A 23118-nucleotide genomic window follows, 5' to 3' on the forward strand; every position below is an offset into this window, starting at 1 on the left:
CGATCTAGCCCCTCCGGCGGAGGGCTTTCTTTGCGAAGGCCGATCGGCTCCAGTGCAGTTCGGTCGACTTGTAGCAGACTTGGCAGTGGATTCCGACGGAGCGCTGCAGCTCTCCGAGGTCCATCACGTGCGTTCTTCGGAGTAGGTCTCCTGGTCGCTGCGCCGCCCACTCTTGAGCAAACGCGCGCGTCAACAGTCCGGGGCCGGTCGATAGCCAGATGAGGTCGTGATCGCCGCGGCGCATCGCCGCCGCGGCAAGCTCCAGCGCCCGAACCAGCACCGGATGCTCCGGCGTTGCCGCGATGAAGTTGTTGCCGATGGAACCGTAGTTCTCCTGATGAACAACCAGCGTCGCATCGGGCCGAATGAAACTGTTGACCGGCACCAGGCAACGATCGTCCGCGTCGGCATAAATTCCGCCGCGAGCAACCAGGAATGCCAGACGGAAGATGTCCGCCTTTTGTGCAGGGAATGGTGCACGGAAATAGGCATCCGCGATCTCGCGCCCATAATGTTCGTTCAGGAACGCAAAGGCCTTCTGATCGTCAAAACATGTCCACTGATACGTCGGATGAAGCTCTTGCCATGACTTCATCAGGTTACGGACATCCTCCGGGGGCATATCATCCCAGAACTGCACGATCGTAGAGGGAATGGCGCGCTTCAGGGAGCTCTCGACAGTTGCTCCCTGCTGAAACTGGCCGGTCTGGCGCAGCGCTATCGCGGCAATGATCGCTGCAGGCGTATAGTCCGGGTGCCGATTGATCAATTCCCTCAGCGACTCGAATTGTGAATCGAGCGGACGAAGGCGGATGCAGCGCAGCGTCGCCAGGGCCTCACTATCGAGCACGAACTCATCGAGCAGCTGGCCGACATGGTTCTGCGATGGGCTGAGCGACTGCCCCTTCAGCAACAATGACGACTGGCTGACTCGGATGAAGGCGCCGAGCGCGGTGCGGGCGGCATCGACGTCGAGATTCATGAGGGTGGCGCGGGCGAGCTCGAAGTGCGACCAGGCATCTCCGGAATTCAAACGGATCGATTGCTGATAAAGCAAAATCGCCTCTTCATAGCGGAACTGCGCCTCGGCGAGCTGTCCGCCGAGCAAGGCCACGCGGGCCTCAGCGACCGTATCCGATGCCGGCGCCTGTTGCAGGAGGCGCGCGGCCGCGTCGTATTGGCCCGTTATCGTCGCAATCTGCACCTTGTGGGACCACAACCAGAAATTCGGCCGCGATGTTTCGGCGAGCCCGTCATCGAGCACTTCTTGGGCCCTGGTCCAGTCGCGCATATGCCTGAGAAGCTCAACCTCGACGCCAGCAATTTCAGGGTGAGGACCAAGCCGCTCGCGCGCCTCCGCTACAATTCGGAACGCCCGGTCGCGCTCGCCAAGCTCAAAGCAGGCGCGCGCTTCCCCCAGCGGAGCCCAGACGCTCGTCGGATGCGCCTTGCCAGCCCGCCGATAGAGCGAAAGCGCGGTGTCGGCATCGTCACTTTGCAAGGCGATGTCGGCCAGGGCAAGCAGTGCGCCGAGGTGATCGACTTCGATATCCAGCGCCTTTTCCAGCCACTGCCTGGCAACATTCGGGTGGCCAAGGGCGCGCTCTTCGGCGGCAGCTTCGACCATGGCCTGCGCACTGTTTGGTTCTAGCCTCAGCAAATCGGAAAAGGCGGCAAGAGCTTCGGATCGGCGTTCCTGGCGACGCAGCAGTTGCCCGCGCTGTAGCAACGCCCGTGCATCAGCCGGACTGACGGCGAGCACTTCATCGAGCAGCATTTCGGCGTCTTCATACCGCCCGACGTCGCGAAACTCGATCGCGATGTCGGTCAGACGAGATATGTTCGTCGGATCTGCCTCTGAAGCTCGGCGGAAAAACGCCAAAGCCTGCTTGCGATCGCCCTGGCGCCGACGGATATTGCCCAGCGCGGCGAGGCCGTCCGCATGCTCCGGTTGTCCGGAGATAAGCTCCAGCAAGAGTTCGGCGGCTTCTTCCAAGCGGCATAGTGCTTCCAAAAGGTGCGCCAGCGCGATACGCGCACCGTGATTGGCAGGCTGCAGGCGAAGAACTTTACGCAAGGCATCTTCCGCCTCGCCGACGTACCCAAGGCGGCGGAGGGCATGGCTCAGACCGACCAAGGCGGCCGCGCTGCCTGGCGAGCGATCGAGTGCGCCGCGAAACCGCTGCTCGGCCTCGGCGAGACGGCCAAGACGGAGCAGGGTATGTCCCGCTTCGATCAAGCCGTTTGGATGAGAGGGATCATCGCGCGCGGCTTCGTCGAATGCGTCAAGTGCCTGCTCGACATGACCGGAATCGCGCAAGGCATAACCGAGGCCAAGGCGAGCTTCGCGGTTTTGGGGCCACTCGCGCAGAACCTCCCCGAATTCGGCGACCGCATCCCCGAATCGTTTCAAATTCCGAAGACAGTGACAAACCTCGAGGCGAATATGGAAGGCCTTTGGGCTTACTTCCTTCGCCCGGGTAAGCAGCGCGAGGGCATTTTCATGGCTGCCACGCTGCCGCTCGACGAGACCGAGCGCGTGCAAGGCCCCGATATTGGCTGGTTCAATCTCAAGAATTTTCTCGAAGCAGACCTGCGCAGCTTCAAGAGAATTTGCGTTGCGATGGGTCCACCCGAGAGCATTCAGCGCGCTGATATTGAGCGGCGCCTCCTGCAGAACCTTTTCAAGGACATCCCGCGCCTCGTCGATGCGGTCGGTCTCACGAAGAAGATGCCCAAGCTCGATTCTGATCCCGAGATTGGCAGAATCGAGTTCCGCAAGTTTTCGGAAAGTGGCGAGTGCTTCGACTGCCGAGCCCGTTTGCCGCAACAAACGCGCAAGCGTCAACAGATGGGCAGTGTTGTTGGGGTCTTGCGCGACTATCTCACGCAGCGCGACGACGGCCTCCTCGTTCCGACCGAGATCGCGCAGCATGTGCGCAGCTTCGATACGCGATCTGATGTTTCTCGCATTGGTGCGTGCTGCAGCTTGGAATGCTGCGAGTGCATCCTCGTTTCTACCCAAGGATCTCAGTGCATAGCCTAGTCCTTCGTTGGCATCGGCATGACCGGGCTCAAGTTGCAGGACTCGCTGGAACGATTGCGCGGCACCTTCGAACTCCCGCAGATGTCGCAGGGTATGACCGAGGCCAATCAATGCCGGCTTGTTATCTGGATCCAATGCAAGGGAGCGCTCGAACACGGAGCGTGCCTGAGGGATTTGTACTAGGTGCAGGTGATCATAGCCGCTTTCAACGATTGCAATGACGTTGGAAGGGTCGCTCTCCACCGCCCTCAGGAATGCGGCGAGCGAAGCTGCGCGGTCGCCGGTCGCTCGTAGTCGCCGGCCTTCCTCGATGAGCATTTTTTGCCGGCTGTCCGTCATTCATGCTGGGTGTGACCACAGCATTGAAATTGAGAGATCGAGCGCATCAGCAAAGCGAGCGTCGAATTTTGAACTGCAGGACCAATCGAAACGGTCTTCAAGATTACGCATGACAAAAAAGTGACACATAATCAAGTAATCGACGGGCCGCATGCTTAGGACCAAACGATTAAAACAACAATATCCGCTGCCGTGGATGATCCGACATTGGTTGCGCCACACGCCTGTTGCCGCGGCGGTCGTCGTGCAAAGAGGAATTGTCAACGGCCGGATTTATATTGTCAACGGCCAGATTTAATAGCGGGCAGAAATGTCCAGGAGCCATTGCGGGGAGGATACACTTGATCGTTTCGCGTTGAGCGTCGCCTCGCGGGGCGTTTGGCCGTAGGTGCTTTTAACGACTTGGAGGGCGGAGTGATCTAGCGCGCGGCCGGAGATCGCCGTTGATGGGATGATAGGTGGCGAGCCATGTCTGCACTTCTTCCTAATCACCGGATGGCTTCCACCGGCACGATCTAATCAGCATCCGTAACAATCCTTCAAACCAAAATTATCACTGGCTATCGCAATATCTCACCGAATTGGCCTTAATGGCGCGTTTCCGGATTGCGCAAAGGTTATCGAGACGCTAACATGTGTTTATAATGTTAGCTTTGCTATAACATTTAGAGTGAGGGGTCTCGATGGCGACTAGCGACACGTTTCATTACGCCTATGCATTGGCCTATCGTGGTACGACAGGCTACCGAATTGACGACGCCAGTCCGAATACCAATTTTGTGGATTACGTGGCGGGCGGCGTGAAGGTCAAAGATCCCGATGGCGGTGATATCTTTGCCGGCGACAAGATCAAGGTCGCAAAGATTGGCGCTGATTTGGGTGGCCTCGAGACCGGAAAATACGCTTTCGTCGGCGCAGCGACCGTTCAGGATCACGGCGACACGATCAGCGGAATTATCATCCTCGACAGCGCTGGACGTTCATTTTTTTTGACCGACACCCAATATTCGGGCGAGCTGAACGGGCCTAACGGTGATGTGACCATTACCAGCGGCAATACGACCATCTGCTTCATGGCTGGTACTCTAATTGGCACACCGGCTGGCGAAGTACCCGTTGAGATTTTGACACGCGGTGACCAGGTCTTAACTCACGACGGTGGAGTCGCGACGGTCGACTGGCTTGGCATTCAGACGGTTTCGACGAGGTTCGCCGACAAGATGCGCGTCCTGCCGATCCGCATCAAGGCCGGCGCACTAGCTGAGGGCGTACCCTCCCGGGACCTCCTGATTTCGCCAGATCACGCGGTCCTCGTCGATGGTGCTCTGATTCAGGCGGGCGCGCTAGTCAACGGGACGTCCATCATCCGTGAGCACAATGTACCGACCACCTTTGCCTACTACCACGTGGAGGTCGAGGATCACTCGTTGATTCTTGCCGAGAATACGCCGGCCGAGACGTTCGTCGACAACATCGAGCGGTTGCATTTCGACAATTGGGCCGAGCATGAAGCCCTTTATCCAAATGGTAAATCGATCAGAGAGTTGCCATACCCGCGTGCGAAGTCGCACCGTCAGGTGCCTGTTCGGACGCGCGTTATGCTTGCCGCTCGGGTGCAAGCGATCGGGGCCAGCCAAACTGCTGCCGAGGTGGCGTAAGATTCGTCGAAGCATCAAGGGTGATCGAGACAGGCCGGCCGCCGTTGCCGGCCTGTCAGTGCGAAAGGGCAATGTCCTTTTGCAGCCATCATAGGGGCGGTGGTTCGGGCGAGCTTGGTGCTCTGGCCGACGGGGGGCACCGTGCCGCTAAAATCCCAACGGCAAGTCGCGGGCCATCGGGACATGGTTATACCGGGGCGCGCGCGGTCCCGGGGGCCAAGCCAGGCCGCTATAGGGAACTCCGTCGCGTGAAAGCTGCGGATTGTAGGTCGGGTCTTCATTGAGCAACTCGCCCCAGCGCGCGCGAAGCAGACTGAGCTCACGTTCGAACCGATCTCGACGGTCCGCCCGATCGTCCTTGCCCCGGCTGGCGGATTCGGCGTGGATCAGCTTCGCATACGGTGTGAAGACAATGCGCTTGCCGGCCTGGCGCAGGCGCAGACAATAATCAACGTCATTGAATGCTACTGCGAAGCGAGCTTCGTCCATTCCGCCAACGGCAAGATAGTCGCTTCGTCGGGTCACGAGGCAAGCCGCCGTTAGCGCACTGCATTCATGCGCCACGAGTAGCTGATCAATAAAGCCGGGATCATCGCTGAATCGATCGGTATAGGCGTGGGTCGCTGCAAAGTTCATTCCCAATACGACGCCGCCATGCTGCACGACCCCGCCCGGCCAGGTTAAGAGCGCGCCGACGGCACCGACGTCCGGCTCAGCCAGTCGCGTGAGCATCTCTTCGAGCCAGTCGTCGGAGCTTGCCTCGATATCGTTGTTGAGCAGACACAGGACGTCGCTGTCGAGCATCGCAGCGGCCTGATTGTTGAGCCTTGCAAAGTTGAACGGCCCTTCGATCCGCAAGGTCCGGATACCGCGGCGAGGCAGATCTGCGAGATAGTCGATCGTCTCCGGATCGGCGCTATCATTGTCGACGATGAGGATATCGGCCCGGCAGCGCTCGACCGCAGGCGCAATGCTGTCGAGGCAGGTGCGCAAGAGCGAGAGGCGGTCGCGGGTCGGGATGATAACGGTCACCCGCTCGCGCGAGATCGGCCGCCTAATTCGGATCGCGGGAAAGAGGTTGCCTTGCTGCTGGATCACTTCCGCCCCGATGCCGCGGGCGCGCAGATGCATGTGGCTCGCGGCGGAAAGCCGAGCGCCGGCGTTCACCCGATTGAGTTTCGGCAGCGTCGCCAAGGCACCGGGCAAGTGAAGGATGTTCGCTTGTCGGAGACCGGTATCCATCAGGCAGTTGAAGAGACGGTAGAGATTGTCGGGGCGTGCCTCAAGCCCCGCGAGCAGCGCTTTTCGTCGGACCGCGAACAGGTGCGCACAGTATCCTTGTTCGAGCATTCTCTCGTAATCGAACGCCGGAAAGGCAAGCGGCCAGAGCCGGCCATCGTCGGCGAGAAAGTCAAGATCGCCGTACACGGCCGTAGCATCCGGAAAGGCGTCGAATGCGGCTGCGATGCGAGCCAGCGCGTTCTGCTCGAGCGACATGCCCGCCATGGTGACGACGACATGTTGCGCATCGGATGCGTCGTCTTCGAGAAATTCCAGAAGGGCGTCGCTGTCGATGGAAAGCGGCTGACCGTCGATCACGCCCGCAGTCCAGTATTCGTGGCTCTGTGTCTCCAGAGTGGAAAGCGTTTGCTGAGCCCCCGCGGTGCCGGCGACGACGACAGCCAGTTGAAGCGGGCTTGTCTGCGGTTCCGGCAACGGGAAGCGATCGCGCCAATTCGCATAGTCGGCGAGGGGAAGCGAGGCCGGAATGAGCTGATCGTACAATTTGCCGCGCAGGCGCTCGGCGCCGTAATCCCCGATCGCGTCAATCATTCCGGCAAGGCCGTCGGGAAACGCGACAAAGGCCGCCGCTGTCGGAAGCTGCTCGCCGTCGTCTTTGCGCAGTCCGATTCGGTGGACACGTCCGTCGGCGAAGCGCTGCGGGACGTGGAAATCGAAAGCACGGGCGTTGCGGGCTTCTTGCCCCTTGGCATCGTCGCCGATGTGCGTCCACGCCGTCGCGCGGATCTGCGCGACAGTTTCGCCATCGACGACCGCTTCAAGGGTGGCAATGATTTCGCTATCGATCCAGCCCTCGAAGTGCAGACCGCCCAGCCAGCGCAGTTCGCAGGTCGGTCGCAGATCGACAGACGCGCTTTCATTCTCCAGGTCGATGGGGTGGCCGATGGGAGTTCCGAGATTCGCCAGTCGTGCCTCAAGGACGCTCGCGGCTCGGAGCAGATCCGGCTCAAGGGTCACTGTAAACCCGTAGGCGCCATCCAGGCCTGGTTGAAAGAGCTCTGGGACGAGGGCATCGGCGTAGGTCGTTCTCAGGACCAGACCATCGAGCAGGATATCGACCGTGAAGCGGCGCTCCGGCGCCTCGGGATTGAACACCAAGCCCGATACCGTACCGTCGTGAGCGAGCGCAAGCCGGCTGATCAGTTTCGGTTTGGCCGCCGGTGCGGTACGGGTGACGCGCGCGATGCTCATGACCGTCCGACCCAGTCGATCACGGCATCGACAAGTCCTGCTTCATCTACATTCGCGGGAATGGCAAGGTCGCCGCTGCGGGGGTTGGGCGATCCGCCCGACCAGTCGCGATAGGCGACGGGCCTTGAGGCTTGCTTTGTGGTCTCAATCAGCGGATGGCCGAATGTCGGTTCCTCGAAATCGGTGAGCAGCCAGCCCGGTTCGTGCGGCGCCAGAACATTGCCGAGTTCGTCGGCTGCAACCGCGCCGGTCATAAAGACATTTGGGTACGACATCAGGCGATCGTCGTCACATGTCGTGCCGGCGATGACGATCGATCGGGATGGCTCCCGTCGCTGCAGATGATCCGCCAATCGCCGCATCACGCGCAAGGATGCCGGCGAGGGCGCAGATGGAACGATGACAAGCGATTTGCGCGGGCCGGACGGCGGCGGCAGGTTGAGGGAACGGGTTGGCCAATCCTGGAGGACAATGTTGCGTTTGGGCCACCGAGCCTGGGCAAAAAACTTGGCCGCTTTGGTGGGGACAAGGAGGGGCGTCCCGTCGGGAAGCGAGACAGCCGCTTCGCCAAGGCTTCCTTTGACCAGCCAGAAATTGAGCGGGAGGTTGAGTTTCCGCATCAGATCGATCATCTGCGGCAATGGATTCGGCTCGACGACCTCGACGCGTTGTGCGGCCAGCCGCGCAAGGATCTCGGCGGCCTCGGCGATGCCCGCTTTCGTGTCGAGTCTCAAATGAATCGCCTGCGGGCTCGTGCCGTCGGCGGCCTTGAGATGAAGGACATCGCGTTCTCGCAAGAGCAGAACCGCGCGCTCGCCATGCTGACGGAGGTGACGCGCTCGGTCCTCGGCCATCGCTGCGCAGGAGCGTTGATTCCCAACGATCAGCACGGATGGTTCTAACGACCAGGGCAACGCGCGCTCGAGCGCCGCGCGCGCCGGCCGCAATGGATCTGCGGTCTCGAACGCGCGGCATTCCTTCCGATAGGTCGGGAATCGCTGGTCCAAGACGCCCAGATTGCGAAGCACCAGACTCCGCTTCTCGTGCTGGAAGGATTTCGAGCCGTGATGTCCGACATAGACCGACGGCGCGCAAACACTGCGGAAGCCTTTGGCGCGCGCGCGAAGGCAGAGATCGACATCCTCGAGATAGCCGCGCTCGAACGTTTCCGACAGCCCGCCGACGGCATCGAGACAGGCGCGCGTGATATAGAGACAAAACCCGATGCCGCTTGGGACGTCGATTGCGTCGCCGCCGCTGGCAATGCCCGCGACACGATCGATCTCGAGCATTTGCTCATAGCGCGGCATCGGATTGGCGTCATTCGGCATCGGGAATGAAAAGATGTCGCCGTTGTTGGAAAGCGGCGTGACCGTCCCGATGTTCGGTGCCGAACGCGCCACCGCTGCCAATCGATCAACAAATCCGGGGGCTGCAATGGTGTCGGAGTTGAGCAGCACGACGTCGCCGGTCGGCACCTCCTTCAGCGCACGATTGATCGCTCCGACGAAGCCAAGATTTACCGCGTTCACGACTAGGTCGATCGTGCTGGCAGCGACAAGCTCTTGCAGATAGCGCCGCAACTCCGGCTCCGGGCTGGCATCATCGATAGCCAGAATGCGGAACGGATGTTTTCCAGACCCACCCGACGCTCTTGCCTTCACGAGGCTTTCAAAGCAGTCGATCGTTGCCTGTACGTCCCGATAGACAGGAACGATGACGGTGGGGGCGGAGGCGCGAGATCGTGACTGACCGGAGGGATGTGGGCGTGCACGAATCCTCGCCGGCGGGGACAGGTTGGGTGCGAGCCGCCGAATCTGGAAGATCTCGCCGTCGCATTTCAACGTCAGCGTCTGAGGGCTCCTGGATGGTGGCCGCCTAACGAGAAAGGCGGTTGCCTGAACGTCCATACTGGCCAAGGGGTGAAATGAATTGGGCTCGAGCAGGCTCGTTAAAGTGCTGTCTTCAGTGGCGAGACTCGCCTCGACTGTGGTCGCCTTGGTCCAGGCGACCCAGCCTGTCACGTGATTGTCGAACACCGAGCAGGCGGCCCAGTGCCGATCCCCGGCACGCCGGAGCTCCGCGATGGCAGCTCGCAGGATGGCCGGATTGTCGTCACGGCTTATCAGATTGGCGGCCGCGATCCGCCGGCGATCATCCGTGGCCCAGGCGAGCATTCGACGGTTGGCACCGACATCGGAAGGGTCGACAAGAAGCGCTTCGGTGAGGTCGGCGAGCGCCGCTTCTCCGCGTCCAAGCTTCCGGTTCGCCTCCGCGCGGAGAACGAAGCAATGAGCGGCCGGTGGCGGTTCAACACGGCAGCGTCGATCCGCGTATTTGAATGCCGTTACAAAATCCTGGGCGGTCAGCGCCTGCGCCGCCAGGCGCTCAAGCGCGATATGTGAGCGAGGTCCGACAAGAGCTGGGGCGTCAATGACGGTGCTGAGAACCATTTGACAGTGCCCTGGCCAATTGCGGTCGCCTGCCGGCGCTCCGAACTCTCACTTGTCCGGATGCCTTTAGATCATGATCCGACTAGATAGAATCGGATCATGATCTAAAGCTCCTGTTTTGCGCATGATCTCCGCGCAAACGCTTCGCGTTTGTCGCGAGGAAAACCGGCTTCCACTTTTCCGGACCATGCGCTAGGTGACCGAACTCTCTTGGCGCGGCCGGCTGCGGAACACCCGGACCCGACCAGAACCGGCAGGCTTCCGCGGCTTTACGGGCGCTACGACCTGTTCCGCGGCGGCAATCCGTTCGATGCCGATGCGAATGCCAACCAGGGGCTCGCGATTGGTCGGACCCGACAGCACCACGCGTTTGCCGACCGCGCGCAAGGTTGGAGCGTTCAAGAACCCTGCCTCCGCGACGAACTCCAATTCGTCAGTGCCGTTCATTTCCAGAACCACGCCCGTAATGGGCAAGGCCCGCCCACGTGTACCAGCGTAGGCGCCAAGCGGGACCATTCTGCCGCTCCCCGCCTGACCGTTGGCGAACTGGACCGCATACCGGATATCAAGACCGGACGGCTTGTCCGGCCATTCCAGGGCCACGCCTTCCACGCGAGACGGCGCCGTTGGGCCTGCAATCCATGCGTTGGGTCCGACAATGACGTCGCCGCGCCCCGCCACGTGGCCAAGCACCTTCAGGCCGTCCGTCGAAGTATTCGCGTGCAGGCCCGGGCTTTCGTTTTGCGCGGCGACGAGGTGGGTTCGGCCGGATTGGATCGGCTCAATGCGAACAACGGCGGCTTGCGATCCTCCAAGTCGCATGGGCTGGACTTGGACCTGCAAAGTGCCGGGCGTATTGACTCGGACCACCAGGCCGGAATTCGGCTCCCAAAGAGTTGGCTCCGTCGCGTCGGGGTGCAGGATGATCTCCATCCGCCTTTCATGGCCCTCGGCAGGAGCGACCGTCACATGAGGTGGGGAGAGGGAGTCTTCGGCACTCCTGTAGTTCACGAAGAACAGTCCGCGGTCGAGATTCACCACTTTCTGCTGCTCAGCATCGCTCATCAACACCCCCGAAACAGATCATAACAGTTGTAATCTACTTCAGTTCGCGAACATATCATACGTAGTCGCCCAAAAGTTAGACATGTTTGTTATCGCGAACTGAACAAACTTCGGGCAAATAAGCCAAGCTGCTATGCAACCACAGATCGCAGTTCACGTCTTTTCGCCTCTTTCAATCTCTCAGCCTTGCAACAGACGTGCTCCGGCGAGCCGAAACGCAGCGGAGAAAGACCGCCAAGACGCTCAAGGCGGGAATGATGCGCCTGCCAACCCGACTCTGCCGAAGTGTGAAGCTGGTTATCACGGCAAGACACCTGCTTCGTCCGCAAAGGCAAATCAGGGAAGCGCCCTCAAGCGTGAGGACGAGCGCCACTGCGTGGATCCCGACGACGAGAGAGAGCGGCGGATGTACTCAGTCTCCGCACTTAATAATGCAGCCATCCGGCGGAGTCTGTCGTTTTCATCTCTCAGCAGTGCGATGGAATCGGCGATGTTCTCAACGCTGCTCAGATCGAGATGCTGGATTTGCGGTTGGCAGTCGGAAGGAGGTCGTTTGAATTTCATAGCGTTGCCCACACGCTTGCCCTTGCATTCCTGAGACTACACCGAGTTTCAACATTTGTATGCCCAAGGCAAAACCAAAAGTTGCATGTAGTTGAGACTAATCGACGAATTTTGGGGCAGGAAGATGTCAGACGGAGCGAAAGCTCTTCGGCTGATGCAGAATTGCTGCATTCTAATTATAGGGAACTTTATCAGCGCATGAGCGCGTGTGTCGAACGATATTCGAAGACCAGCGATTGATGCCTTCGCCGCGGAAGATTCTTGCTATAAACACGACGCGCAAGCTTCGGTCCGTTCTCGATTGACCGCGCAGCTTGAAGCAAAACGGGCGACAGCATCGTCGATGAAGATTTTATTCGTTCACAATAACTTCCCGGCACAGTACCGCAATCTGGCGGCTGCGTTGGCTAACGAACCCGGCTTCGAACTCGTTGCAGTCGGCGCATCGAGCGCTCAGTCGATGCCTTTAGTTAAGTTGATTAAATATATGCTTCCCGAAGCAGATGTTTCCGGAACTCATCCTTTTGCCAGGCGATTCGATCTGGAGTGCCGCCGCGCTGAGCAAGTGCTTTACAGCCTTTCAACTTTGGCGGCGTCAGGCTTCGCACCGGATTTGATTCTGGCCCATCCGGGATGGGGCGAGACGCTGCCATTGCGCACGATGTTCCCCAAGGCGAAGTTGTTCGTCTATTGCGAGTTCTTTTATGGTGCCGAGGGGCGCGACATCGGATTCGATCCGGAATTTCCGATGTCCGGACTGGATGGTCACATCGGGCTGCAACTGAAGAATGCGACAACATTGCTTGCGCTGGCAGATTGCGACCTCGGAATCTCGCCCACCAATTGGCAGCAGTCGACGTTTCCCTCGCATTATCAAAGCAAGATCGAAGTGATTCATGAAGGAATTGATACGTCGCGCGTGCGGCCGAATCCGCAGGCGCGCCTGATGCTGCCGAACGGCCGGGAAGTCGGATCGTCGCATGAGATTGTGACGTTTGTCGTGCGCAATCTCGAACCGCTCAGAGGCTACCACGTCTTTATGCGAGCTCTCCCCGAAATCCTCAGACGGCGGCCCAACGCGCAGATCGTCATCATCGGCAGGGATGGATTGTCCTATGGACTTCCTCCGCCACCCGGCAAGACCTGGAAGTCGATCTTCCTGGACGAGGTGCGTGACCAGTTGGACCTGTCGCGCGTGCATTTCATGGGGGGTGTCCCATATCAGACGTTCATTTCAGCGCTCCAGGTATCATCGGCACATGTCTACTGGACCTATCCCTTCGTGCTGTCCTGGTCGGCGCTGGAAGCAATGAGCGCTGGTTGCCTGATGATCGGGTCCGATACACCGCCTGTGCGCGAGGTCATCAGTTCCGGTGAGAACGGCTTGCTGGTTCCGTTTTTCGCGGTCGATGAGCTTGCGGAACGCGTGATTGAAGCGCTGCAGGAACCCGCGAAGTTCTCGTCAATGCGGCAGGCCGCGCGACGCCTCGTTATCGATCACTATGACGCAGAGCAGGTCTGCATACCGCGAATGCGTCGCCTTCTCGATCTGAAGCCGCGCTCGACGTCATCGCCGAGGAACTTTTGGCCCGGGCGCTCGCCGTTCGATTTGCCGAATGGCACCAAGCGTGCTTCCCGCAAATCGTCAGCCCCGGCCGGAATAGGGGTCTCAGGCGAAGACGGCGCAGGTCTTTCGTAGTCCAAGCGGCGCGCGGCACTCTCCAATCTAGGGCTGTAATTTAGGGCATCTACTTTCCGACGCCCGATTGCGTCTCCACGACCGGGAACCTCGACGATCATATGAGCGCGGACGCACCGAACAATGGCGACTCGACGCCTATCCGTGCGCGCAAACTTGAACGATCAATCGATCGCGAGGGACTACGTACATCGCCGTATCCCTGACGAACTCCACGAAGTCAGCCGTGATGAGTGCGATTACTCTCGGCAACGTGATGGTATGAGACAAATCATATAATTGACGTGGACAGAGTCGGTCTTATTTCCCCTAGAACGGAACAATGACGGCGTGAGCAGGCTCTTGCAGCGTGCGCCACCGGTCGCTGCGTAGCGGCTATTCCCGATCGCAAGGAGGAGACTCCAATCGCGATCGGTCTGCTCACCAAATAATCACCGCGGAGAGCAAAATTAGTGCTGGACCACCGATCTGGTGGCACGTGTTTTGCGAGCTTCGCGACTAGCATACTGGAGTTGGGTATCGGATATGAGCACATCATGGATTAGTCGTGGAATGAATAAGGACTGCAGACAGCCGACGCATTTCATTCTTGCTGTCGTGTTGTCAATTTTTGCATTCGGACCTGCCCACGCTCACGATTCGGGGCACCCCGAGTTGAACCATTGGTATGAGAGCTTGCGCAGCGGCAAGGGCCCATGCTGTGACGGCACAGATGCGAAGCGCGTTGATGATGCCGATTGGGAAAGCAAGGATGGTCACTATCGGGTGCGCATCGATGGCGAGTGGGTCGACGTTCCGAAGGAAGCTGTCGTAGATGGACCGAACCTCGCGGGCCGAGCAATGGTGTGGCCCTATTATCAAGACGGTCATCCGAAACCGCGATGCTTTATGCCGGGCAGCATGAGTTGATGCAATCGAGCACTTCGAGCAGCTCGAGCCGATGCGGGATGACTGAAGTCAGTCCGACTTATGAACTCGGGTGAGCCTGCGTCGCCGCAGGGCCCGACGTTGACGCTTCCGCGGGCCGAAGCGCCAACTGCGCCGCCGAAGTAAACACGCGTGACCGCATGAGAACAGTGGCGACGAGGCCGGTAATCCCCGATGCAGCCAGGATCATGGCAACGACGACGAATTGGTAGATGGCGGCATAGATCGGACTGGCGCCGGAGACCATCATGCCGGCCATCACTCCCGGAATCCACACCAGCCCGAGAGACTTCAGCATATCAAGCCGAGGCAGAAGGCTCGCGTAGACGGCGCTCTGAAGATAAGGCGCAACCGTAACGGCAGGCTCCGCGCCCAGCGTGAGGCGTGCCTCGATCTGGCCGACATGGGCGACGATCTCGGCCCGGAAGCGTTCGGCGGCTTGCGCGCATGCATTCATCGCGTTGGCGATGATCATGCTGCCCACAGGCACGAGGATCGCGATGTCAGCCCGAAGGCTCCGGGTTGCGAGCATCGCCGCGATCACGGTTCCGGCGCCGGCGGCGATTGCCCAGAAGCACAGTAGCAGCGCGCCTTCCATTTGTTGGAGCCGGCGGGCTGCCGTGAACGCCGCAGCGACCGTCATCATCAACAGGATGAGCGTGCCGATCAGCAAGCTGCCATGCAGCAACACCGCCAGCACCATTCCAACGAGAACCATCTGCACGAGGCCACGTGCCATCGACACAGCGGCCTCGCGCTCCACGCGGACAGCGTGCCACCGGCAAAGTGCTACCACGGCGGCGCACAGCGCAACGGCACCGACGGCTTGGGCGAGACCCATCAACACGTCGCTGCCTATGCTGCTCTCCAGCTCAGTCAGCATGCAGCACCTCTTTGGTTGCGCCGATCGCGACAAGCCGTCCTGCTTCCATGATCATGGTTCTGTCCGCGAGGCGGACTGCCTGCTCACGGTTATGCGTGACGATCACACAGGCCATTCGCCGCTCTTGGACAATGCCGAGTACGAGCTCTTCGACCCCGTGCACAGAGGCCTCATCGAGTGCGGACGTCGGCTCGTCGAGCAGCAGAACCTCAGGGACATTTGCCAGCGTTCGAGCCAACGCCACGCGCTGGGCTTCGCCGCCGGAAAGGTTGCCGACGTCACGGTCGGCAAGTCCGGATAGGCCGACCCGCTCGAGCAGCGTTGCGATCTGCGTCGGCGCCATGGCTTCCCCGCGCTGGCGCGGTCCGAAGGCGATGTTCGCAGAGATTGTGCCGGGAAACAGAAAGGCCGTCTGCATGACCATGCCGACGCGTCGCCGCAACTGCTGCGGGGCGATCGACCGATAGTCGGTGGACTCCAGCAGAACCGTGCCGGCCGTGGGCTCGTCCAGCCGGTTGAGCAGCCGCAGGAATGACGACTTGCCGGCTCCGCTCGGGCCGACCACGGCGAGGATCTCACCCGCCGAGACCTGCACACTGACGTCATTGACGAGCAGCCGCTGTCCGACGCTCCGGGACAGATGCCTGGTTTCCAGCATTGCAATCGCCGGCTGGGGACGGTCGTCGCCTTGGCCGGGTGCGTGCGTGAACGCCGGCTCGCCGGGATCATTCGATAAGGCAGGGTTCGTCACAGGGCCTCTTTCGACACAATGCGCTGATCAATCCTGGTACGCTAAACCCGCGATCGGTCAAAATGGCGGCGGCTTCGGCTGCGTCGGCTTCGGGCCGAAAGCGCGCGCCGTGTCCCGTTGTGGGCGATCGATCCTGGATAACGCGAGCTGCCGCGCATACTCCTGGTCGCCGGCCTCCTTGTACGGAGAACTTGTCAGCGAGACAAGAAACGCGACCAGGTCATCGATCTCGGACTCCGTCATGGCAAGTGGCTGGATATCCTCGTCCAGCCACGGGTCCGTGAGGCCGTCGCCCTTGTTGTAGTGATCGACGACATCCCACAAGGTTTGCATCGATCCGTCGTGGAAATAGGGACCCGTCACTAGGATATTGCGCAGGTCGGGCGTCTTGAATGCGGCGATGTCGCTCTGCCGTTTCGTGATCAGAAAACGTCCGAGCACCGACATCTCGCTCGCGATCGCCGCAGCGTCGACGTCCGGGAGACGTCCTTGCGCAAGCTCGCGCTCCGCCTGCTGTGCCAAGGGACCGACGTGGTGCCTGAGGATTCCGATACCGATGTTGTGAAAGTCGTTGTCGGTGAAGACAGTCACATCGCGCTTGTTGTCCGCCAAGGCGTGGCAGAGGTTGCAGCGTGCCTTGGTATTGAACAACTCCCAGCCGCGTTTGGCCGGGTCGCCGATGGCCCCGGCGTCTCCCGCGATGAAACGGTCGAACGGGGAATCGAAAGACGCCAATGTCCGTTCATAGGTCGCGATCGCGCGCAGCATGTCCTGTTCGTTCACGCCCCGGCCGAAGGCCTGCATGAACTGCGCCTGATAGTCCTTGTCGCCGGCGATCCTGGACACGGCAGCGGCGATACTGGACGAACCCATCTCGAACGGGTTGGTGATCGGCAGGGCCGCCTGTTGCTCCAACGTAGCGACCCGGCCATCCCAAAACTGCGTCTTGTTATAAAGCGCATTCAGAACGGTTGGAGCATTGCGTTGACCGGCGCGGCCGTGGATTCCGATCGACACAGGCCGCCCATCGGTGAAGGCGCGTGCCGGATCATGACATGTGGCGCACGCGACGGTGCCGTCGTCCGACAGCCGGCCGTCGAAGAACAGCTTCTCACCCAACGCAACCGCGGCAGGCGTAAGCGGGCTGGCCGGTGGGATCGCCGATGCCGTCAGAGCCGCGGGAAAGCCGACCTGACTTGAGGAGCGGGGCTCAGCCAGCGGCCCTTGCTTGGGCAGGGGTGGGGCTTTGCCTGGCTCCAGCGCCGGCGGTGGACCGACGCTGCCATCTCCGCGGACGGTCGAGGCGGCCGTTGCCGACAGGACAGGCAACAGCAGCAACAAGGCCGCGAACGACGTGGCGCGCATCCGATATGCCTTTGCTGTTGCGCTGAGCAGATAACCCAAGCAAGGCGGATTCAGGAACAACTTCGCCCTCGCAGAACGGGAGGCGGGCGGTCTGCCGTCCGTTCGGCATTCGCAAGAGACGGCTCTTGCCGTAAACAAGTCGCGGCGGCTTGTATTTCCGATCCGCACGCATTTGTCCGAACGAACGCGCGGCCCGGACGCGATCGTCTTACTGCTTCAAACGAGCAGACGCGTCCGCGATATGCCGCGCGCTCGCGCGTAACGCTGCCTCTTCCTGCTCGCTCATCTGCGGCATGAGAACGCGCTCGACGCCGGCTGCTCCGATCACCGAGGGCAGAGAAAGGCTGGCGCCAAACGCTTCTTGGGGACTCGACACCGGAAGGACAACCTTCTCATCCCGGAGAACCGCCTCGGTGATCCGCGCAGATACGATTCCGATCCCGTACTGACTGGCGCCGATCCCCTCGATGATCGTGATGTTGGCCTGCCGGACGTCCCGTTCAATCTGTTTTTTTGTCTCCGCCGGTCGATCGAGACGTGTCTCGACCGAACTGCCGGCAATGCGGGCGGAGGACCAGAGGAAGACGCTGGAGGTTCCGTGTTCGCCGAGCACCAGGGCGTCGACGGCAGTTGGAGCAATGCCGAAGTGCCGGGCGAGATGAGTCCGGAAGCGCAGGCTGTCAAGGAACGTACCGGTGCCGAACACGCGCTCATGCCCGGCAGCGGCGCGGGCGACGTCGGTGAGCGGGTCCGGCGGATCGGTCACCACGATGATCACGGCATCCGGCGCTGCAGCGACGATGGCGGGCACGAGTTCCCTGTAGATCTTGGCATTGGCGGTGAGGAGTTTCAGCCTGCCTTCCTGGTCGCTCCGGTCGGTTGCGCCTCCCGTCTTTTCGTTGATGCCGGCGGTGAGGAGAACGACCGAGCAACCGGCCAAATCCGCGATGTCGCCGCTGCGAACGGCGGTCACGTCGCCCATCGCCGCTCCATAGGTGATGTCCGTCGCGATCCCGACGCTCTTTGCCGGCGTCCTGTTCACGACGACGACTTGGTCCGCGCTGCGCCGAAGGGCTAGTGCCATCGCACAGGCGGCGCCGACTGCGCCGGCCCCGACAATTCCGACTTTCCGCATGCTTTATCGCTCCTGCGCAGGTAGCAAACCGACGCCCTCCGCCACGTGAGTATAGTGGCAGCGTGCTGAGCGATAAAGCGAGTGCACCGGTGCTTCATCGCAAGCGTCGTGCTTATTTGAAAGCGCCCGCGCGTGAGGCAGACGACAGTCCGCCGTGCGTATGGCTACGCCAGCTAAGGCGATTGCGCGCCGATACGCTCGACCGGGCGCTCCTCATCTTTCGTAGCGAGCTGGGGACTATCGGCCCAGGATGTGCTTTGGGAGGCCTACGTGGCAGTGAATCGCCGGGACAAGTCAACAGCGATTTGTTCGAACAGTTGGTCAGCTTGACCAGGATCGAAATCCATCCTGAATCGCTTTTTCACGCCGAGCTGCGTGAGATCGTAGTGGGTTGCTGCTTGGACGCCATGACGCGCAAGGCAACTCTGAGCACATTTCAGCGCGCAGCCGTCGATGGCGACGATCGGCCGCCCCGATGTCGCAACCCGTACAAGCGAGGGAACGTCGCCTCCGACGCCTGCGATGCAGGACATTTCCGCTTTTCCGGTTCGATCCAGTCGAATCGCGAGATGGTTAGCCAGTTGAGCGGCGCTTGAGCAGCCAGAGCAGGAATACACAAGGGGGAGATCGGTTCGTCGCGCCATTTCTTGTTCCGTTTTGGAGGCTGCCAATCGAGCCAGAAAAATCGCGTCCGACGTTGCTCCGACGCAAGCTCGCAGGCCGAATGCAGCTTATCGGGTCAGCCATGCTGGCAATCAGCTTTCGCTAGGCCTTGAATGGAGTTCATGCCTTACCGCGTGGAAATGCCAGACCTGCTGCCAGCGCGTCGGCGAAGGCATGGTGCAGGTCGCGATGGATGGCCTCATCCTCGCGCATGGCGAGGATCATGTCAGTGACGTCAGCATCTGGCGGCAGATTCCAATACGCGATGGCCGATGCGGGTGCTGCATCGCTGCCTCGATCAGCCGATCCGAGCCGATTGAGATACTCCGAATATCCCCGGACCGCCTGCTCGGCAAAATATCCGGCCAGCCGATGCGCTGTGCGAGCGGATATCAAGTAGAGGATGAAAAAGGCATTGTAGAACGCCGCCTGCGCGATGGCGATCAAGATGCGCTCCCAGAGGCGAGGCCGAGCCAGCGCAATAAACGACATCAGATGAACGCGCTGGTTCTCCGCCTCGTCCATGAAGGTCCGGATCCAGCCGCGATCGTCGAGCATCCGGCGCAGGCATTTCAGATGCAGCAATGTCGCGGCGACCATCGGCGGGACCGCGGCCACGGTCTCGAGTACAACGACACGGTCGCCGTATCGACCGCCAAAGAGCGCGCCGGCCATCGATGTGCCTGTGCGCACGATGCCCAGCGCGATTCGGTCAGCCAGGGTGTTCGGCACATGATGTCGAAACAGATCCGTCTTGTTGACGAGCAGCATTTTCGATCCCGTGTTAGGGCACGCCTCGGCATCAGTCGCCCTGGTTGGCGGGGCAGGGGCTTTGCTGTTGTGGGACAAGCCTTGGTATCGCGCAAGATTATTGGGAATAATCGATTTGACTGTTTGCGCTGGCGCAAATTGGAGCGCGTTGCCGCACACTACTATGTGACAGCGGAGGTACCCGCCAGATGTGCAGCATGAAGTCGGCGGCATGGATTTCTCTCCGGACCTCGATCTCTTCGCTCGGACCGAACTGTTCCAGGGGAGTCCTCCGGACGCGCTCCGAGTCCTTCAAGCTTCAGCGGGACGAAGGCGTCTTGCTGTCGGCGACATCCTGTTTCAACAGGGCGATCGCACGACGTCCCTTTTTGTTGTGATCGCGGGCCGGTTGCGGGCATCCCAGATGGCCCAGGACGGTCAACAGATTATCATCCGTTATATGGGTCCGGGGGAGATCGCGGGCTACACGGCACTTGTGGGCGGTGATACCCATCCCGGCACCGTGACTGCAGTGGACGACAGTCATCTGATCGGCTGGACGAGTGCGGTCATCAGACAAATCATGGAGCGTTATCCCGTTGTAGCCATCAACGCCGTCGCGCTGTTGGGGCGGCGGTACCACGAGATGCAGGTCCGTCTGCGTGAACTCTCGACCGAGCGGGTCGAGCGTCGGATTGGCCATACCCTGCTTCGTCTGGCGCATCAGTCGGGGCGCCGCACGGCGCGCGGCATCGAGATCGCGTTTCCGCTGTCCCGCCGTGATCTCGCCGAAATGGTCGGGACAACCCTGCATACCGTCAGCAGAACCCTGAGCGCCTGGGAGGAGCGGGGCATCGTCTCTTGTGGGCGATGCCGCGTGGTCCTGTGCAAGCCGCATGCTCTCGTGGCCATCGCGGACGAGGAGGCATAGTTCGTGTCCCACGGCGGCGTGCGACGGCCTACTCCGTTGCGATCTGCCGCAATGCCAAGACGCCGGCGAAGGCGCAATCGACTATCTCGGAAAACACGAGCTCCATCTCTCTGAACACGGTCCGGTCGGATTCGTTCTCGGTAAGCGCGTCAAGCTCAGAAAGAAGCGATAGAAAGGCAGCGATTTGATTTCTGCAGTCGCGTGCCTGGACAAGCTGCCGCCGGGAAAAGCGGCGCTTTTCAAGCGTCGCAAATCGATCGAGGGCCCCAGCGAGAGAATCGTGACACTTGCAGTCCAGGTTAACCTGCGTCAGAACATGCCGCAGCCGGTTGACGACATCGATGGTTCCGTCCTGCGGCAGGCGCCGTGCTGCAATCGCCATGTGAGGCCCCAAAGTTGCTAGAGCATGTGTTGCTAGAGCATGTGCGGTTTGATCGGTTCGCGGAATTTGTGTAGCCGGCTGGACCGGGCATCGGGTGGAACGGAGAGAAAGCCGGCCACGCCGTGGAGAAAGCCGTTGGAAAATGGCACGCCCGGATATAGTTGCGCGAGACGTTGCGTTCCGCTCGCCGCATCCTCCCGGCCATCAAGGACCGCGCGGAAGGTGCTGATGACCGCGACCATGTCGCAATCCTGCGGTGAGAGGCGAAATGACCCGACGCCGGCCTCGCGCAAGACATCGGCGTCGCCCAGCAGGTTGGTGCAGGTGGACGATAGGGTCTGGACGCCGTTGACCGTCAGGAAGTCGGCGCCATCAAGCGTCTTCAACATCAATCCATCCGGGTCGCGCTCGCAGACAAATTGGCAATTGTCTTTTGTCAGCTTGTGAAGGCGGGCGTGATAGCAGCGGGCAGAGATCGCCAAAGGCACCCGGCCGAAGGCGAAGATGTCGATCAGGACGTTTGGAAGCGCAGCAGCAATCACCGCGATGGAGGGCATCGGCAGCTCCGGCGGGAGGCAAATTCGTGTCGCGCCACGCTGGACGTGGAACGCCGCGCTGGCTTCATTGTAGATGTTGATGAACGGGCCGATCGCATGCGGTCGACCGACAAGCGGCTTGAGACAGGTCAGATCGTTCACCTCGACCAGTAGCTCTGCCGTATTGACGAGTTCGGCCATCTGGCGCCGCTCGCGCGGCAGCGAAGTCAGGATCAGGGAGCCGAGCAGGACCAGTTTTCCAGCGGCGCGGAACCGCTCAACGACCGCGGGCAGATGCGGAGCGATGAAAGGCGACCGCTTCGAGCAGACGATCTCTCCGATCACGACGGTGTCGACCGGCGCCTCGTCCGCAATGCGAAAGTAGAAGTCGCGCCAGCGTTCCGGCGCCCAATTATAAGGAACTGGGCCGAGGCTGAGCTGCATGAAACCATTCCTCCGGTCGGTTTTCTCTGATCATTCAACGAAACGCCTGGGACGTTCACCTCCAGGTCTTGCGATAGGCGCCCACGGTCGTAGCCTGACCTTCGGTGAATGACGTAAGTTGCCCGGCGTCGATCGGCAGGCCCAACTCCAGCGCGTCGAGGGCCCGACGGAAGTGCCGCACCACACCTTCGACATAGGCGCGGCCGCGCTGGCGCCCCTCGATCTTGAGCGCCGTAACACCGGCGTCGCGCAGACCAGCAAGCAAGGTGGCGGCGTCAAGGCTCACGGGATCTTCGAAAATGTAACCGGTGCCGTGTTTGGTCGTGAATCGCCCCTTGCAAAGCGTTGGATAGCCGGCGGCTTCGCCGATCTCGAAACTGTTGATCGTGAATCCGCCGAGACGCGACTTCGTCCTGCCGTCCTCCTGTTCATACGCGACATGGCTTGCCGGGGAGCATACGCCCTGCATGTTCGGCGACTGTCCGGTCGCATAGGATGACAGCGAGCAGCGGCCTTCGGCCATCACGCAAAGGCCGCCGAACACGAACACTTCGGTCTCGCAGGTGATTTCACGGACGATGCCAGCTATTTCCGCGACGCTCAGGACGCGGGGCAGAACGACGCGGCGGGCGCCGAATGTCTCGGTGTAAAAACCGATGGCATCCGCGTTGGCGGCGGCCGCCTGCACCGAGACGTGCAAGCGTTGGGCGGGATGGCGGCGCGTTGCATATTCCAATAGGCCGACGTCGGCCAAGATCAACGCGTCGGCCCTGGCTGCGACGGCGTCGTCGACCGCCCGGTGCCAGAGGCTTACGGCGCCCGCCCGTGGAAACGTATTGATGGCAACCAGAATTTTCACGTTGCGGCGATGCGCAAGGGCGATCGCATCGCAGAGCTCGTCGCGGCTGAAATTCAGACCCGGAAAGTTTCGTGCATTGGTCTCGTCGTTGAAGCCGCAGTAGATCGCATCGGCTCCGGCATCGATCGCGGTCTTCAATGCGGCTGGTGTGCCTGCCGGACAGATCAGCTCCATC

Annotated in this window: 18 protein-coding genes; 5 read left to right on the plus strand and 13 right to left on the minus strand. The window is 60.8% G+C overall.

Features of this window, described 5'->3' with window-relative positions; all coding sequences use genetic code 11:
* Positions 1-4: 4 nt before the first annotated feature.
* Entirely contained in the window at positions 5-3364 is a 3360-nt protein-coding gene (locus ACVJGD_RS03165; RefSeq protein ID WP_456632993.1) for a tetratricopeptide repeat protein, read from the minus strand.
* A gap of 704 nt (positions 3365-4068) precedes the next feature.
* Between ACVJGD_RS03165 and ACVJGD_RS03170 the strand changes: the two genes are divergently transcribed.
* Entirely contained in the window at positions 4069-5043 is a 975-nt protein-coding gene (locus ACVJGD_RS03170; protein WP_456632994.1) for a Hint domain-containing protein, read from the plus strand.
* Between the two features lie 147 nt (positions 5044-5190).
* On the opposite strand, the gene ACVJGD_RS03175 is transcribed toward ACVJGD_RS03170, so the two are convergent.
* Positions 5191-7536 (minus strand): glycosyltransferase family 2 protein, encoded by a 2346-nt coding sequence (locus ACVJGD_RS03175; RefSeq protein WP_456632995.1) that lies wholly within the window; start codon positions 7534-7536, stop codon positions 5191-5193.
* Entirely contained in the window at positions 7533-9575 is a 2043-nt protein-coding gene (locus ACVJGD_RS03180) for a glycosyltransferase family 2 protein (RefSeq protein ID WP_456632996.1), read from the minus strand. The genes ACVJGD_RS03175 and ACVJGD_RS03180 overlap by 4 nt, the downstream gene beginning before the upstream one ends.
* A 15-nt stretch (positions 9576-9590) precedes the next feature.
* Here ACVJGD_RS03180 and ACVJGD_RS03185 point away from each other — a divergent pair, with 15 nt between their 5' ends.
* Entirely contained in the window at positions 9591-9941 is a 351-nt protein-coding gene (locus ACVJGD_RS03185; RefSeq protein ID WP_456632997.1) for a hypothetical protein, read from the plus strand.
* Between the two features lie 240 nt (positions 9942-10181).
* Here the strand turns inward: ACVJGD_RS03185 and ACVJGD_RS03190 are convergent, their stop codons facing one another.
* Positions 10182-11054, minus strand: a complete 873-nt coding sequence (locus ACVJGD_RS03190; RefSeq protein ID WP_456632998.1) for a hypothetical protein — start codon at positions 11052-11054, stop codon at positions 10182-10184.
* 907 nt (positions 11055-11961) lie between these two features.
* Here ACVJGD_RS03190 and ACVJGD_RS03195 point away from each other — a divergent pair.
* On the plus strand, positions 11962-13317 hold the full coding sequence (locus ACVJGD_RS03195; protein WP_456640147.1) for a glycosyltransferase family 4 protein: 1356 nt from the start codon (positions 11962-11964) through the stop codon (positions 13315-13317).
* 552 nt (positions 13318-13869) lie between these two features.
* Positions 13870-14226: a hypothetical protein gene (locus ACVJGD_RS03200; RefSeq protein WP_456632999.1), complete on the plus strand. Its 357-nt coding sequence runs from the start codon at positions 13870-13872 to the stop codon at positions 14224-14226.
* Between the two features lie 58 nt (positions 14227-14284).
* Here the strand turns inward: ACVJGD_RS03200 and ACVJGD_RS03205 are convergent, their stop codons facing one another.
* The 6 genes from ACVJGD_RS03205 to ACVJGD_RS03230 all read right to left on the minus strand — a co-directional run bounded on the left by ACVJGD_RS03205 (position 14285) and on the right by ACVJGD_RS03230 (position 19812).
* Positions 14285-15127, minus strand: a complete 843-nt coding sequence (locus ACVJGD_RS03205; protein WP_456633000.1) for an ABC transporter permease — start codon at positions 15125-15127, stop codon at positions 14285-14287.
* A complete protein-coding gene (locus tag ACVJGD_RS03210) occupies positions 15117-15878 on the minus strand; it encodes an ABC transporter ATP-binding protein (protein WP_456633001.1) in 762 nt (253 codons plus the stop codon). Before ACVJGD_RS03210 ends, ACVJGD_RS03205 begins: the two co-directional genes overlap by 11 nt.
* Before the next feature lie 57 nt (positions 15879-15935).
* Positions 15936-17243: a cytochrome-c peroxidase gene (locus ACVJGD_RS03215; protein ID WP_456633002.1), complete on the minus strand. Its 1308-nt coding sequence runs from the start codon at positions 17241-17243 to the stop codon at positions 15936-15938.
* A gap of 208 nt (positions 17244-17451) precedes the next feature.
* Complete coding sequence (locus tag ACVJGD_RS03220) at positions 17452-18378, minus strand: lactate/malate family dehydrogenase (protein ID WP_456633003.1); 927 nt, start codon at positions 18376-18378, stop codon at positions 17452-17454.
* Positions 18379-18644: 266 nt separating this feature from the next.
* A complete protein-coding gene (locus ACVJGD_RS03225; protein ID WP_456633004.1) occupies positions 18645-19022 on the minus strand; it encodes a putative zinc-binding protein in 378 nt (125 codons plus the stop codon).
* A 139-nt stretch (positions 19023-19161) separates the two neighbouring features.
* On the minus strand, positions 19162-19812 hold the full coding sequence (locus ACVJGD_RS03230) for an alternative oxidase (RefSeq protein ID WP_456633005.1): 651 nt from the start codon (positions 19810-19812) through the stop codon (positions 19162-19164).
* A gap of 190 nt (positions 19813-20002) precedes the next feature.
* On the opposite strand from ACVJGD_RS03230, the gene ACVJGD_RS03235 reads away from it, so the two are divergent.
* On the plus strand, positions 20003-20722 hold the full coding sequence (locus ACVJGD_RS03235; RefSeq protein ID WP_456633006.1) for a Crp/Fnr family transcriptional regulator: 720 nt from the start codon (positions 20003-20005) through the stop codon (positions 20720-20722).
* A gap of 28 nt (positions 20723-20750) precedes the next feature.
* Here the strand turns inward: ACVJGD_RS03235 and ACVJGD_RS03240 are convergent, their stop codons facing one another.
* The 3 genes from ACVJGD_RS03240 to ubiU are packed head-to-tail and all read right to left on the minus strand — an operon-like array spanning position 20751 to position 23117.
* Positions 20751-21104, minus strand: coding sequence for a hypothetical protein (locus ACVJGD_RS03240; protein WP_456633007.1), 354 nt, complete (start codon positions 21102-21104; stop codon positions 20751-20753).
* Between the two features lie 32 nt (positions 21105-21136).
* Complete coding sequence (gene ubiV, locus ACVJGD_RS03245) at positions 21137-22084, minus strand: ubiquinone anaerobic biosynthesis protein UbiV (protein WP_456633008.1); 948 nt, start codon at positions 22082-22084, stop codon at positions 21137-21139.
* Positions 22085-22139: 55 nt separating this feature from the next.
* On the minus strand, positions 22140-23117 hold the full coding sequence (gene ubiU / locus ACVJGD_RS03250) for a ubiquinone anaerobic biosynthesis protein UbiU (protein ID WP_456633009.1): 978 nt from the start codon (positions 23115-23117) through the stop codon (positions 22140-22142).
* Between the last annotated feature and the right edge of the window lies 1 nt (position 23118).

Source organism: Bradyrhizobium sp. USDA 10063 (assembly GCF_054063735.1).